The organism is Xanthomonas sp. WHRI 7064 (assembly GCF_040202355.2).
In the GTDB taxonomy this organism is placed as follows: Bacteria; Pseudomonadota; Gammaproteobacteria; order Xanthomonadales; family Xanthomonadaceae; genus Xanthomonas; species Xanthomonas arboricola.
This window is the reverse complement of record NZ_CP167821.1, coordinates 2,901,409-2,915,095: the sequence shown is the minus strand read 5'-3', so window position 1 is coordinate 2,915,095 and position 13,687 is coordinate 2,901,409. Positions and strand designations below refer to the sequence as shown.

12 protein-coding genes and 1 tRNA gene are annotated in these 13,687 nt (G+C 62.3%); all 13 read left to right on the top strand.

Translation table 11 applies throughout. The features are described from left to right. Positions 1–8: 8 nt before the first annotated feature. The 13 genes from ABQY74_RS12525 to ABQY74_RS12465 all read left to right on the top strand — a co-directional run bounded on the left by ABQY74_RS12525 (position 9) and on the right by ABQY74_RS12465 (position 13,665). Complete coding sequence (locus ABQY74_RS12525) at positions 9–308, top strand: integration host factor subunit alpha (protein WP_002811076.1); 300 nt, start codon at positions 9–11, stop codon at positions 306–308. Further along, complete coding sequence (locus tag ABQY74_RS12520; protein WP_005995911.1) at positions 289–645, top strand: MerR family transcriptional regulator; 357 nt, start codon at positions 289–291, stop codon at positions 643–645. The genes ABQY74_RS12525 and ABQY74_RS12520 overlap by 20 nt, the downstream gene beginning before the upstream one ends. Before the next feature lie 60 nt (positions 646–705). Further along, positions 706–782, top strand: a tRNA-Pro gene (locus tag ABQY74_RS12515). A 472-nt stretch (positions 783–1,254) separates the two neighbouring features. Then, on the top strand, positions 1,255–1,953 hold the full coding sequence (locus ABQY74_RS12510) for a polysaccharide biosynthesis/export family protein (RefSeq protein ID WP_016903310.1): 699 nt from the start codon (positions 1,255–1,257) through the stop codon (positions 1,951–1,953). After that, a complete protein-coding gene (locus tag ABQY74_RS12505) occupies positions 1,935–3,374 on the top strand; it encodes a GumC family protein (protein ID WP_026064516.1) in 1,440 nt (479 codons plus the stop codon). The genes ABQY74_RS12510 and ABQY74_RS12505 overlap by 19 nt, the downstream gene beginning before the upstream one ends. 243 nt (positions 3,375–3,617) lie before the next feature. Further along, a complete protein-coding gene (locus ABQY74_RS12500; protein WP_039522126.1) occupies positions 3,618–5,072 on the top strand; it encodes an undecaprenyl-phosphate glucose phosphotransferase in 1,455 nt (484 codons plus the stop codon). 94 nt (positions 5,073–5,166) lie between these two features. Beyond that, positions 5,167–6,453, top strand: a complete 1,287-nt coding sequence (locus ABQY74_RS12495; RefSeq protein ID WP_166768806.1) for a polysaccharide biosynthesis protein GumE — start codon at positions 5,167–5,169, stop codon at positions 6,451–6,453. Beyond that, complete coding sequence (locus ABQY74_RS12490; RefSeq protein WP_349791656.1) at positions 6,450–7,541, top strand: acyltransferase family protein; 1,092 nt, start codon at positions 6,450–6,452, stop codon at positions 7,539–7,541. The genes ABQY74_RS12495 and ABQY74_RS12490 overlap by 4 nt, the downstream gene beginning before the upstream one ends. A gap of 13 nt (positions 7,542–7,554) precedes the next feature. Continuing rightward, positions 7,555–8,643, top strand: coding sequence for an acyltransferase family protein (locus ABQY74_RS12485; protein ID WP_104594348.1), 1,089 nt, complete (start codon positions 7,555–7,557; stop codon positions 8,641–8,643). 67 nt (positions 8,644–8,710) lie between these two features. After that, positions 8,711–9,853 (top strand): glycosyltransferase family 4 protein, encoded by a 1,143-nt coding sequence (locus ABQY74_RS12480; RefSeq protein WP_053054117.1) that lies wholly within the window; start codon positions 8,711–8,713, stop codon positions 9,851–9,853. After that, positions 9,850–10,899, top strand: coding sequence for a glycosyltransferase (locus ABQY74_RS12475; RefSeq protein WP_053054116.1), 1,050 nt, complete (start codon positions 9,850–9,852; stop codon positions 10,897–10,899). The genes ABQY74_RS12480 and ABQY74_RS12475 overlap by 4 nt, the downstream gene beginning before the upstream one ends. A 17-nt stretch (positions 10,900–10,916) precedes the next feature. After that, positions 10,917–12,401: a lipopolysaccharide biosynthesis protein gene (locus ABQY74_RS12470; RefSeq protein WP_047128908.1), complete on the top strand. Its 1,485-nt coding sequence runs from the start codon at positions 10,917–10,919 to the stop codon at positions 12,399–12,401. Positions 12,402–12,465: 64 nt separating this feature from the next. Next, a complete protein-coding gene (locus ABQY74_RS12465; protein WP_039522113.1) occupies positions 12,466–13,665 on the top strand; it encodes a glycosyltransferase in 1,200 nt (399 codons plus the stop codon). The last annotated feature ends 22 nt before the right edge of the window (positions 13,666–13,687 follow it).

Below are 13,687 nucleotides of genomic sequence, written 5' to 3'. Positions count from 1 at the left end.
GGATTGGCATGGCATTGACGAAAGCGGAGATGGCCGAACGTCTGTTCGACGAGGTCGGTCTGAACAAGCGCGAGGCAAAGGAATTTGTCGACGCGTTCTTCGATGTGCTGCGCGATGCGCTGGAGCAGGGCCGTCAGGTGAAGCTGTCCGGTTTCGGCAACTTCGATCTGCGGCGCAAGAATCAACGGCCCGGTCGCAATCCCAAGACCGGTGAGGAAATTCCGATCTCGGCGCGCACGGTGGTGACCTTCCGTCCGGGCCAGAAGCTCAAGGAGCGGGTGGAGGCTTATGCTGGATCCGGGCAGTAATCGCGAACTACCGCCAATCCCGGCCAAGCGCTACTTCACCATCGGCGAAGTCAGCGAGCTGTGCGACGTCAAACCGCATGTGCTGCGCTATTGGGAAACCGAGTTTCCGAGCCTGGAACCGGTCAAGCGGCGCGGCAACCGGCGCTACTACCAGCGCCACGACGTGCTGATGGTGCGCCAGATCCGCGGCCTGCTCTACGAGCAGGGCTATACCATCGGCGGCGCACGCCTGCGCCTGGAGGGCGATGGCGCCAAGAGCGAGTCGGCGCTGAGCAACCAGATCATCAAGCAGGTGCGTATGGAACTGGAAGAGGTTCTGCAACTGCTGCGCCGCTAGGAAAACGCTTCACAAAGCCGCTATAATCGCAGGCCGCCCTCATGGCGGATGCAACATCTTCGGGGTATAGCGCAGCCTGGTAGCGCACTAGTCTGGGGGACTAGTGGTCGTCGGTTCGAATCCGGCTACCCCGACCAACACGGAGCCCATGTCTTCACGGACATGGGCTTTTTTGTTGCGACGCAACATGCAATTCCAGGCCTGTCATGTGGGTGACACGATATGTCCATCGGCATATTGCAGAGCAGCATGAAACGACCGGCCGAGCCCGGTTTTTTGCGGTTCCGCTCGCTATGGACCTGGGTCACGGAACGCTGCTAAGTATCCGAAAATGCTCCAGATCATTAGCGCTGGATTAGTAACTGGATCACGTTTTTTTAACGCCGCAACGACGAACTTGAATCAATAGTCCAACGCCGTCAAAAAAATGGCGAGCAGCGTCTTGCGATGCGTTGGTTCTATGCCATAGTGCACTGCAACACGTCACACCTGTCGTGATCCCAAGCGTCTTGGGATGAATTTCTCTGTCGTACGTTCTTGCTGGCGTGTTGGCCGGTTGAATGCTGCGCGAGGTCCTGTCCCACCCAACCGAGGCAGCCAGCCACACGCATGAAAAAACTGATCGGACGATTTTGCCAAGGCCTCAGCCTGGCGTTGATCTGCTCGATGGCACTGGGCGCATGCAGCACCGGTCCGAAGATGGCGGATTCCCTGCCGCTTCCGGATCCGCTCGCGATGTCTGCAGTGCAACCGGAGTATCGACTCGCCCCAGGCGACTTGCTGTTGTTCAAGGTGTTCCAGGTCGACGATCTGGAGCGGCAGGTCCGCATCGATCAGAACGGCCATATCTCGCTGCCGTTGATCGGCGACGTCAAGGCAGCCGGCCTGGGTGTCGGCGAGCTGGAAAAGCTGGTGGCAGAACGCTACGCCGCCGGTTATCTGCAGCAGCCGCAGGTGTCGGTGTTCGTGCAGGAATCCAATGGTCGCCGGGTCACGGTGACCGGTGCGGTCGACGAGCCGGGCATCTATCCGGTGATCGGCGCCAACTTGACCCTGCAGCAGGCCATCGCGCAGGCCAAGGGCGTCAGCACGGTGGCCAGCCGCGGCAACGTCATCGTGTTTCGCACCGTCAATGGGCAAAAGATGATCGCCAGATTCGATCTGACCCAGATCGAGAAGGGGGCCAACCCGGACCCTGAGATCTACGGCGGCGACATCGTTGTGGTGTACCGCTCGGACGCACGCGTCTGGCTGCGCACCATGCTGGAACTGACCCCCCTTGTGATGGTGTGGCGCGCTTACCGATGAGTATGAATTCAGACAATCGTTCTTCCCCGTCTCATCGTCATGGGCATCTCGAGCTGGCCGACGTTGGCTTGCTCGACTACTGGCGCGCACTGGTGTCGCAGCGCTGGTTGATCATTCTGATCACCGTCGCGGCAGTAGCACTGGCGTTTGGCGTCACCCTGTTGATGCCGGAAAAGTACCGCGCCACCAGCACGCTGCAGATCGAGCGCGACTCGCTCAATGTGGTGAATGTCGACAACCTGATGCCGGTGGAATCGCCGCAGGATCGCGATTTCTACCAGACTCAGTACCAGCTGCTGCAGAGCCGCTCGCTGGCCCGTGCGGTGATCCGCGAAGCCAAGCTCGATCAGGAACCGGCGTTCAAGCAGCAGGTCGACGAAGCACTGGAGAAGGCTGCTGCCAAGAATCCGGAAGCCGGCAAGTCGGTCGACTCGCGCCAGGCCATCATCGAGCGCAGCCTGACCGATACGCTGCTGGCCGGGCTGGTGGTCGAGCCGATCCTCAATTCGCGCCTGGTCTACGTCAACTACGATTCGCCGGACCCGGTGCTGGCTGCCAAGATCGCCAACACCTACACCAAGGTCTTCATCGTCAGCACGCAGGAACGCCGCATCAAGGCGTCCTCGTTCGCGACCAAGTTCCTGGCCGAGCGCCTGGAGCAGTTGCGTGACAAGGTGGAGGACTCGGAGAAGAATCTGGTCTCCTATTCCACCGACGAGCAGATTGTATCGGTGGGCGACGACAAGCCATCGCTTCCGGCGCAGAACCTCAGCGACCTCAATGCGATGCTGGCATCGGCGCAGGACACCCGCATCAAGGCCGAGGCAGCCTGGCGTCAGGTCAGCAGCGGTGACGCGATGTCGCTGCCGCAGGTGCTGAGTAACCCGCTGATCCAGAGCCTGCGCGGCGAGCAGATCCGCTTGAACACCGAATATCAGCAGAAGCTGTCGACCTTCAAGCCGGACTATCCGGAAATGCAGCGCCTGAAGGCGCAGATCGAAGAGTCGCGTCGCCAGATCAATGGCGAGGTCCTCAATATCCGCCAGTCGCTGAAGGCGACCTACGACGCGTCGGTGCATCAGGAGCAGTTGCTCAACCAGCGCATCGCTGGATTGCGTAACGATGAGCTCGATCTGCAGAGCCGCAGCATCCGCTACAACATGCTCAAGCGCGACGTCGATACCAATCGCCAGCTCTACGATGCGCTCCTGCAGCGCTACAAGGAGATCGGTGTGGCGAGCAACGTCGGCGCCAACAACGTGACCATCATCGATACCGCAGACGTGCCTACGTCTAAGACTTCGCCGAAACTCAAATTGAACCTCGCTTTGGGCTTCATCTTTGGCGTATTCCTGGGCGTGGCTGTGGCACTTGTGCGCTACTTCCTGCGTGGCACGGCAGCGCAGACGCGGTTGGACTGACATCGTCGTGTTGCACAACGATGGTTAATTGAAGTGACAACTGATTCAGCGTGGAAAAGGTTGGATCCCGTATGTTTCGGGCTCCTTCGTTTGAAAGTTTGTCTCTGTTGAAACAAAGGGCTGTCGTGCGATCTGGGGTCGGTAGGTATTACCGCGGTGATCGTTCGACGGAGATGATTGAAAGCTCGCGTGCGTTTCGTATGTTCCCCCGCATGCGCCGTATCGAGTTTGGAGGACATCCCCATGCTTTTGGCAGACTTGAGTAGCGCGACTTACACCACATCCTCGCCGCGATTGTTGTCCAAGTATTCGGCTGCAGCCGATCTGGTCCTGCGCGTCTTCGACCTCACCATGGTTGTGGTCTCCGGGCTGATCGCCTATCGCATCGTCTTCGGCTCCTGGGTGCCTGCGGCACCGTACCGGGTCGCCATTGCCACCACGCTGTTGTACTCGGTGATCTGCTTTGCGCTGTTCCCGCTGTATCGCAGCTGGCGCGGTCGCGGGCTGTTGAGCGAGCTGATGGTGCTGGGCGGTGCATTCGGCGGCGTGTTTGCGCTGTTCGCGGTGCACGCGTTGATCGTGCAGGTTGGCGAGCAGGTCTCGCGCGGCTGGATCGGCCTGTGGTTTGTCGGTGGCCTGGCCTCGCTGGTGGCAGCCCGCACGGTGTTGCGCGGCTTCCTGAATCACCTGCGCACCCAGGGTGTGGATGTGCAGCGGGTAGTGGTGGTGGGTCTGCGTCACCCGGTGATGAAGATCAATCACTACCTCAGCCGTAATCCCTGGGTCGGCATGAACCTGGTCGGCTACTTCCGCACGCCGTACGACATTGCCGTGACCGAGCAGCGTCAGTCGCTGCCGTGCCTGGGCGATCCGGACGCGCTGATCGAGTACCTGAAGGACAACCAGGTCGAGCAGGTGTGGATCTCGCTGCCGCTGGGCGAACGTGACCACATCAAGCAGTTGCTGCAGCGCCTGGATCGCTATCCGATCAACGTGAAGCTGGTGCCGGACCTGTTCGACTTCGGTCTGTTGAACCAGTCCGGCGAGCAGATCGGCAACGTGCCGGTGATCAACCTGCGCCAGGGCGGTGTGGACCGCGACAACTACTTCGTGGTCGCCAAGGCGCTACAGGACAAGATCCTGGCGGTGATCGCGCTGATGGGCCTGTGGCCGCTAATGGCTGCGATTGCGGTTGGTGTGAAGATGAGTTCGCCGGGTCCGGTGTTCTTCCGCCAGCGTCGCCATGGCCTGGGCGGTCGCGAGTTCTACATGTTCAAGTTCCGCTCGATGCGTGTGCATGACGACCATGGCACCACCATCCAGCAGGCGACCAAGAACGACACCCGTATCACCCGTTTCGGTGCGTTCCTGCGCCGCAGCAGCCTGGACGAGTTGCCGCAGATCTTCAACGTGCTCGGTGGCAGCATGTCGATCGTAGGTCCGCGCCCGCACGCTGCGCAGCACAACACCCATTATGAAAAGCTGATCAATCACTACATGCAGCGCCATTACGTCAAGCCGGGCATCACCGGTTGGGCGCAGGTCAATGGATTCCGTGGCGAAACCCCGGAGCTGCGCACGATGAAGAAGCGCATCCAGTACGACCTGGACTACATCCGTCGCTGGTCGCTGTGGCTGGATATCCGCATCATCGTGCTGACCGCAGTGCGTGTGCTCGGACAGAAGACCGCGTACTGATGATGGCGGGGAGTGTGCGACCTGGCGCGCCGAGCGCCGCGGGCGGCTGCATCGCAGCCGCCCCTCTCAAGCAGGCGTCTGCATGCTGATCCGAATGAGCGACGAGGCCCGCGTTCGCTGGCACAACCTGCTGATCGAGCTGACGCTGCTGGTCGGCGTCGGTTACAACCTGGTGCTGGCGCTGATCAACGCGAACGTGTTCACCGTACGTCCGGTGATCACTTACGCAGTCGAGTTCATGGTCTACGCCGCGTGTTTCCTGCTCGGCCTGGGCTCGATGAGCCGCAAGCGCATTGCCTTGATCATCAGCGGCCTGGGGCTGATCGTCACCTTGATGTTCGTGCGCTTTCTGGTGAACTGGCAGATCGATCCGAAATTCTTTCGCGACGCGCTGGTGGTGTTTGCGTTCGTGGTGCTTGGTTCGGCTTATACCGGGTCGGTGCCCAAGCTGTTCGTGCGCATGACCATCATCGTGTCGTTGGTTGCGGCGTTCGAACTGGCGATGCCCAGCGCCTATGGCGATCTGGTCAACCCGAAGAGCTTCTTCGTCAACGCGCGCGGCATGAGCGCGGAGGGGTTCTGGAACGAAGACAGCAACCTGTTCGTCAGCGCCACGCGACCGGGCGAGCGTAACTTCCTGCCGGGCTCCAATCTTCCCCGCGCCTCCTCGATGTTCATCGAGCCGGTGACGATGGGTAATTACATCTGCTTCTTTACCGCGATCGTGCTGGTGTTCTGGCGCTGGATGCGGCCCTCGATGCTGATCCTGTCGGTCGGTTTGATCGGTTTCATGGTTGTGGCCTCCGACGGCCGACTTGCGGCGGGTACCTGCGTGCTGATGGTGCTGCTGTCGCCGCTATTGAAACGCCTGGATCAACGGCTGGCGTTCCTGGTCTTCCTACTCGTGATCATGACGGCGTGGCTGTTGGTGTGGATCACCGGGATCACGGCCTATCAGGACAACACGATGGGCCGGATCTTCTTCACCGTCAATTCGATGAACAACCTGTCCTTCAACTCGTGGATGGGCCTGGATTTTGCGCAGGCGTACCGTTACTTCGACAGCGGCATTGCCTACTTCATCGCATCGCAGTCGATCGTCGGCGTGCTCGCCTTCCTGCTGTCGTATTCGTTCCTGTTGTTGATGCCGAGCAAGGAAGGGCAGTTGTTCAAGAACCTGGCAATCTTTGCATTCGCGCTGAGCTTGCTGGTGTCCAACGGCTACTTCTCGATCAAGACGTCGGCATTGTGGTGGTTCGTGTGCGGCTGCCTGTGGCACATGCGGCCGACCTGGTCTGCTGCCAGCGCTACGCAGCTGCCCAGCCAGAATTCGGCCGACGACGAGGCGCGATTGCCACTGCCCGCGGGAGGCACGCGATGAGTGTGGCGGCAACGCAAGCACCGCAGCCGGTTGCACCGGTCGTCGGCGCGTACGTTGCCACCGGCGGGCGCAGCCGCGACCCGCGTATCGATGCCACCAAGGCCCTGGCGATTCTGTTGGTGGTGCTCTGCCACGCCAAGGGCGTGCCGCATGCGATGACGTTGTTTGCCTACAGCTTTCATGTGCCGCTGTTTTTCATGGTGTCCGGCTGGCTGGCGGCGGGCTATGCGTCGCGGACCACCGGCTTGCCGCAGACCATCAGCAAGCAGGCACGCAGCCTGTTGCTGCCGTATGTGACGTTTTATCTGCTCGGTTACGCGTACTGGTTGCTGACGCGCAATATCGGCGAGAAGGCGGCGCGCTGGGGCAGCCATCCGTGGTGGGAGCCGATCGTGGCGATGTTCACCGGGATCGGCCCCGATCTGTATGTGCAGCCCCCGCTGTGGTTCCTGCCGGTGATGCTGGTGACGGTGCTGAGCTATGTAGTACTGCGGCGCTGGCTGTCGCCGGTGGTGATCGCGGTGGCGTCGTTGATCCTGGCCTGGTGCTGGATGCGCTGGTTTCCTGGCCAGCAGGTACGACTTTTTTTCGGCCTGGACGTTCTACCGGTGTCGCTGTGCTTCTACGCGCTGGGCGCCTTGCTGATCCACGTTTCCGCACGTCTGCCGAGCTCCTTGCCGGTCAGCGCGCTGGCGACGGTGCTGCTGGCGTTGCCGGTGGCCTGGCTGGCCGATCGTAACGGCCGCATCGACGTCAACATGCTGGAGTTCGGCCGCAACCACGCCGGGTTTGTGGTCAGCGCAGTTCTCGGCTCACTGATGGTGATCTGTGCCGCACGGTTGGTGCAGGGCTGGGCCTGGATACAGTGGATCGGCCGCAATACCTTGCTGATCCTGTGCACCCATATGCTGGTGTTCTTCGTGCTCTCCGGTGTGGCGGCGCTGGCCGGCGGATTCGCTGCCTCGCGTCCGGGCCTGGGCTGGGCAGTGTTCGTGACGGTGTTTGCGCTGCTCGCGTGCGTGCCGCTGCGCTGGTTGCTGATGCGTTTTGCGCCGTGGACCCTGGGTGCCCGCCCGGTGGCGGCATGAGCGGCGCTGCGCCATGACCACTGCACCGTATTCTAACGCGTCCAGGCACGACGGCCTGGGTGCCAAGGCCGCGCCAGCGCCTGCATTGACCCGCGATTGGCAGATCGATGCAGCAAAGGCGCTGGCCATTGTCCTGGTGGTGCTGGGGCATGCCAACGGCATGCCGGCCGCCTACAAGTTGTTTGCCTACAGTTTTCATGTGCCGCTATTTTTCGTGCTGTCCGGCTGGGTGGGCGAGCGCTTCGGCCGCCGCGCAATGACGGTGGCGACGATCGCGAAGTTGGCGCGCACGTTGCTGGTTCCCTATGTCGCGTTTTTCCTGGTGGCTTACGCCTGCTGGTTGCTGATGGGAGTGACCAGCCGCGCGGCGCATCCATCGCATGTGCTGCCGTGGTGGAATCCGTTTGTCGGCCTGTTCTGGGCCAACGGCACGCGTCTGTACGTGCTTCCGGCGTTGTGGTTCCTGCCGGCCTTGTTCGTCACCACGCTGGCCTATATCGCCTTGCGTACGCGCCTGACGACGGCGGCTCTGGCAGCAGTCAGTCTGTTGCTCGCCTTGGCATGGGCAGGCTGGTTTCCGTCGTTGCACCTGCGGCTTCCGTTGGCGCTGGATGTATTGCCTGTCGCGCTGTTCTTCATCGCCGTGGGCGGGTGGCTGTCGCGCTATGCCGATGCACTGCGCGCGCTTGGCGCCTCGGTGTGGGCGTTGGCACTGCCGGTGCTGGCGGCAGCATGGTGGTGGCTGGCCGGATGGAACGGGCAAGTGGATGTGAACAATCTGCAGTTCGGGCATTCCGCTGCGGTGTTCCTGCTGGTCAGCCTGCTGGGCACCGCAATGACCTTGTGCGTGGCGTATTTCGTTCGACAGTGGCGTTGGCTGCAGTGGATCGGTGGCAATACCTTGCTGATCCTGTGCACGCACACATTGGTGTTCCTGGTGCTCACCAGTGTGGTGGCACGAACGGGTGTGATCGCTCGCAGCCTGATCGGCACACCGGCCTGGGCGATGGGCCTGAGCGCGTTCGCTGTCGCTGTCAGTGTGCCGATGCGCGCGGTGCTGGTGCGCGTTGCGCCGTGGATGTTGGGATTGAAACGTAAATGACGAGCTTCCAGAATGATCAGCCGAGCATGCAGATGTGTCTGCGTCGCTGGCACAGGAGATTGGCGTAATGAAAGTGGTGCATGTCGTCCGCCAATTCCATCCTTCGATCGGAGGCATGGAGGAAGTCGTTCTCAATGTGGCCCGGCAACACCAGGCCACCAGTGCCGATACGGTGGAGGTCGTGACCCTGGATCGGGTGTTTACCGATCCGGGTGCGCAGCTTGCGCAGCAGGAGACGTATCAGGGCTTGCCGATCCGACGCATCGGTTATCGCGGCTCATCGCGTTATCCGTTGGCGCCGTCCGTGCTGAGCGCGATCCGCTCGGCCGATCTGGTGCATCTGCATGGCATCGATTTTTTCTACGACTATCTGGCGCTGACCAAACCGCTGCATGGCAAGCCGATGGTGGTGTCCACGCACGGCGGCTTCTTCCACACTGCGTATGCCTCGCGGATGAAGCAGCTATGGTTTCAAACGCTCACCCGCACTTCGGCATTGGCGTATGCGCGGGTGATCGCAACCAGCGAGAACGACGGCGAGCTGTTCGCCAAGGTGGTGTCGCCGGCGCGTTTGCGGGTGATCGAAAACGGCGTGGACGTGGAAAAATACGCAGGGCAGGGCGCAGCCACGCCGGGACGGACCATGATGTATTTCGGCCGCTGGTCGGTGAACAAGGGCCTGATCGAAACCCTGGAGCTGCTGCAGGCGGTACTGCAGCGCGACCCGCAGTGGCGCTTGATCATCGCCGGGCGCGAATACGATTTGAACGAGGCCGACCTGCGTAAGGCGATCGCCGAGCGGGGCCTGCAGGACAAGGTGCAGCTCAGCATGTCGCCGTCGCAGGAGCAGTTGCGCAGCCTGATGCGGCAGGCGCAGTTCTTCGTCTGCCTGTCGCGCCATGAAGGCTTCGGCATCGCTGCGGTCGAGGCGATGAGTGCCGGCCTGATTCCGATCCTCAGCGACATCCCGCCGTTCGTGCGGCTTGCCAGCGAATCGGGGCAGGGCGTGATCGTCAACCGCGACCGGATCGACGCGGCCGCAGACCAGGTGCAGGCGCTGGCGCTGCAGGCGGATGTGGATTTTGATACGCGTCGTGCAGCGTCGATGGCGTACGTGAGCCGCTACGACTGGAAGCATGTGGTCGGGCGTTACGTCGACGAATACCACACCGCGTTGGGCACCCGCCGTACCCGGGAGGCAGTGCGATGAGCGCGCCTGCATCGGCAGCGAGTGCGCGTGCGTCCGCGCAGCCGCAGGTCACCGTGCTGTTCTCCACCGAAAAGCCAAATGCCAGCACCAATCCGTATCTGACCCAGCTCTACGCATCGCTGCCCGCTGCAGTGCAGCCGCGCTTCTTTTCGATGCGCGATGCGTTGTTGTCGCGCTACGACGTGCTGCATCTGCATTGGCCGGAATATCTGTTGCGCCATCCCAGTGCGGTCGGCACTTTGGCCAAGCAGATGTGTGCGGCGCTGTTGCTGCTCAAGCTGCAGCTGACCGGCACGCCGGTGGTGCGCACCTTGCACAACCTGGCACCGCACGAGGATCGCGGCTGGCGCGAGCGCGGCCTGTTGCGCTGGATCGACCGGCTGACGCGTCGCTGGATCCGCATCAACGCGACCACGCCGCCGCGACCGCCATTCACCGACACCATCCTGCACGGCCATTATCGCGAGTGGTTTGCAAAGATGCCGCAAGGCACGCCGGTTCCGGGGCGGCTGCTGCATTTCGGCCTGATCCGCCCATACAAGGGCGTGGAAACGCTGCTGGAGGTGATGCGTCAGGTCGACGATCCGCGCCTGAAGCTGCGTATCGTCGGCAACCCGGCCACGCCGCAGATGCGCAGCCTGGTGGAGGAGGCCTGCGCGCAGGATCCGCGTGTGAGCGCCTTGCTGGCCTATGTTGAGGAACCGGTGCTTGCACGTGAAGTCAGCGAGGCCGAACTGGTGGTGCTGCCGTACCGGCAGATGCACAACTCCGGCACCTTGCTGCTGGCGTTGTCGCTGGCGCGCCCGGTGCTGGCACCGTGGAGCGAATCCAATGCGGCAATTGCCGAAGAAGTGGGGCCGGGCTGGGTGTTTCTCTATGAAGGCGAATTCGATGCGGCGCTGCTGACCGGCATGCTGGACCAGGTGCGTGCCGCGCCGCGCGGCCCGGCGCCGGATCTCTCGCAACGTGACTGGCCACGGATCGGACAGCTGCATTACCGCACCTACCTGGAAGCGCTCGGCAAGGATGGAGACGCCGCGCTGTGACCGCAGAGATCCCAACGATGAATTCCCCCACGCCGCCGCCACAGCGCAGCCTCGGTTCGCGCGCCGCCGGTGGCGCAGCGGTGACCATGATCGGCCAGTCGGCCAAGATGGTCGTGCAGTTCGGCGGCATCATCCTGCTGGCGCGCCTGCTGACGCCTTACGACTACGGCTTGATGGCGATGGTCACCGCGATTGTCGGTGCGGCCGAGATCCTGCGCGATTTCGGTCTGTCTGCCGCTGCCGTGCAGGCCAAACATGTCAGCCGCGAGCAACGCGACAACCTGTTCTGGATCAACAGCGGCATCGGCTTGTCGTTGTCGGTGGTGGTGTACGCCTCTGCCCATGTGATCGCAAATTTCTATAAAGAACCGGCGCTGGTGACAATCTCCCAGGCGCTGGCGGTGACCTTCCTGATCAACGGCATGACCACGCAGTACCGTGCGCATCTGAGCCGCGGGCTGCGGTTTGGCCAGGTTGCGCTCAGCGATGTGGGATCGCAGGTGCTGGGCCTGGGCGCGGCCGTCGCTGCCGCCTTGCTGGGCTGGGGCTATTGGGCGCTGGTGGTGCAGCAGGTGGTGCAGGCGGTAGTCAATTTCATCATCGCGGCGAGCTGTGCACGCTGGTTGCCGGGTGGGTACCAACGCTCGGCGCCGATGCGCGACTTCATGAGCTTCGGCTGGAACCTGATGGCTGCGCAGTTGCTGGGCTATGCCAGCCGTAACGTCGGCCAGGTCATCATCGGTTGGCGCACCGGTCCGGACGCACTGGGCCTGTACAACCGTGCGTTTCAGCTGTTGATGATGCCGTTGAATCAGATCAACGCGCCCGCCACCAGCGTGGCGTTGCCGGTGTTGTCGCAGCTGCAGGACGACCGCGAACGTTTCAGCGCCTTCCTGCTGCGCGGGCAGACGGTGATGGTGCATCTGATCGTTGCGCTGTTTGCCTTCGCCTGCGCGCTGGCCATGCCGCTGATCGTGCTGGTGCTCGGCGAGCAGTGGCGCGAGGCGGTGCCCCTGTTCCAGGTGCTGACGCTGGGCGGTATTTTCCAGACTGCGTCCTATGCAACTTACTGGGTGTTCCTTGCCAGGGGCCTGATGCGCGCGCAGTTGCTGTTCTCGCTGGTCAGCCGCATCGTGCTGATCGGCTGCATCTTTGTCGGCTCGCGCTGGGGCGCGATGGGCGTGGCGATCGGCTACTCGTTCGGCCTGCTGGTGACCTGGCCGTTGTCGCTGGTCTGGGTCGGCAAGATCTCCGACGCACCGGTGGTTGCACTGTTCACCAATGCGGTGCGTGCGATGACCGCGTATGGCGTGGCGGGGGTGTGCGCGTATTACGCATCCATCACCGTCGGTGGCCCGCTGTGGCAGCAGCTGGCTGTCGGTGCGGCCGCGATGGCGGCGGTCTGCTTGCTGGCGTTGGCGATCTGGCCGGCGTTCCGTCGCGATGTCGTTGCCATCCTCAACATCCGCAAGTTGCTGAAGCAGGCCAAGGCACGCCAATGAGATCGACATCGTCTTCGCCTGCGTTCTTGCATGCTTACTCCCACTCATTCATAGGACACGGCCCATGAGCGATACACCCGCCGCCGCTTCCGGCATTCGCCGGCCTTGCTATCTGGTCTTGTCCGCCCACGACTACCGCACGCCACGGCGCGCCAACATTCACTTCATCACCGATCAACTCGCGCTGCGCGGCACCACGCGGTTTTTCTCGCTGCGCTATAGCCGGCTATCGCGCATGAAGGGCGACATGCGGCTGCCGCTGGACGACACCGCAAACACCGTGGTGTCGCACAAGGGCGTGGAGTGTTACCTGTGGCGCACGACGGTGCATCCGTTCAACACGCGCCGCGCCTGGCTGCGTTCTGTCGAAGATGCGATGTTCCGCTGGTATGCCGCACATCCGCCACGCCAGTTGCTGGACTGGATGCGCGAGGCGGACGTGATCGTGTTCGAAAGCGGTATCGCGGTGGCCTTCATCGAGCTGGCCAAGCGCGTCAATCCGGCAGCGAAACTGGTCTATCGTGCTTCCGATGGCCTGAGCACGATCAATGTCGCGTCCTATATCGAGCGCGAGTTCGATCGGGTCGCACCGACGCTGGATGTGATCGCATTGGTGTCGCCGGCAATGGCGGAAGAAGTGGCAAGCCGCGACAACGTCTATCACGTCGGCCACGGTGTGGATCACAACCTGGATCAGCTGGGTGACCCATCGCCGTATGGCGAGGGCATCCATGCGGTTGCGGTGGGCTCGATGTTGTTCGATCCGGACTTCTTCGTGGTTGCCAGCAAGGCGTTCCCGCAGGTCACGTTCCATGTGATCGGCTCGGGCATGGGGCGGCATCCCGGCTATGGCGACAACGTGATCGTCTATGGCGAGATGAAGCACGCCGAGACCATCGGCTACATCAAGCACGCCCGTTTCGGGATCGCACCTTATGCATCCGAGCAGGTGCCGGTGTATCTGGCCGATAGTTCGATGAAGTTGCTGCAATACGATTTCTTCGGCCTGCCTGCGGTGTGTCCGAATGCCGTCGTGGGGCCGTATCAATCGCGTTTCGGCTACACTCCCGGCAACGGTGAGTCGGTCATTGCGGCCATCAGTCGCGCGCTGGAAGCACCGCGCGTGCGTTACCGCCAATGCCTGAATTGGTCCGACACCACCGATCGCGTACTGAATCCCGGTGCGTATCCGGAAACCCGTTTGTACCCGCAGCAAGATGGCGCAGCTGTGCGTGCTTCTTCGGAGGCCGCGCTCTCGCATTGATGCGGCGCACCCAACTTTAGAA

Bases quoted from the DNA above. Each gene is read 5' to 3' on its own strand.
- ABQY74_RS12495 (WP_166768806.1), top strand. From the start codon at position 5,167: ATGAGCGACGAGGCCCGCGTTCGCTGGCACAACCTGCTGATCGAGCTG.
- ABQY74_RS12520 (WP_005995911.1), top strand. From the start codon at position 289: ATGCTGGATCCGGGCAGTAATCGCGAACTACCGCCAATCCCGGCCAAG.
- ABQY74_RS12470 (WP_047128908.1), top strand. From the start codon at position 10,917: ATGAATTCCCCCACGCCGCCGCCACAGCGCAGCCTCGGTTCGCGCGCC.
- ABQY74_RS12490 (WP_349791656.1), top strand. From the start codon at position 6,450: ATGAGTGTGGCGGCAACGCAAGCACCGCAGCCGGTTGCACCGGTCGTC.
- ABQY74_RS12525 (WP_002811076.1), top strand. From the start codon at position 9: ATGGCATTGACGAAAGCGGAGATGGCCGAACGTCTGTTCGACGAGGTC.
- ABQY74_RS12480 (WP_053054117.1), top strand. From the start codon at position 8,711: ATGAAAGTGGTGCATGTCGTCCGCCAATTCCATCCTTCGATCGGAGGC.
- ABQY74_RS12475 (WP_053054116.1), top strand. From the start codon at position 9,850: ATGAGCGCGCCTGCATCGGCAGCGAGTGCGCGTGCGTCCGCGCAGCCG.
- ABQY74_RS12485 (WP_104594348.1), top strand. From the start codon at position 7,555: ATGACCACTGCACCGTATTCTAACGCGTCCAGGCACGACGGCCTGGGT.
- ABQY74_RS12465 (WP_039522113.1), top strand. From the start codon at position 12,466: ATGAGCGATACACCCGCCGCCGCTTCCGGCATTCGCCGGCCTTGCTAT.
- ABQY74_RS12510 (WP_016903310.1), top strand. From the start codon at position 1,255: ATGAAAAAACTGATCGGACGATTTTGCCAAGGCCTCAGCCTGGCGTTG.
- ABQY74_RS12500 (WP_039522126.1), top strand. From the start codon at position 3,618: ATGCTTTTGGCAGACTTGAGTAGCGCGACTTACACCACATCCTCGCCG.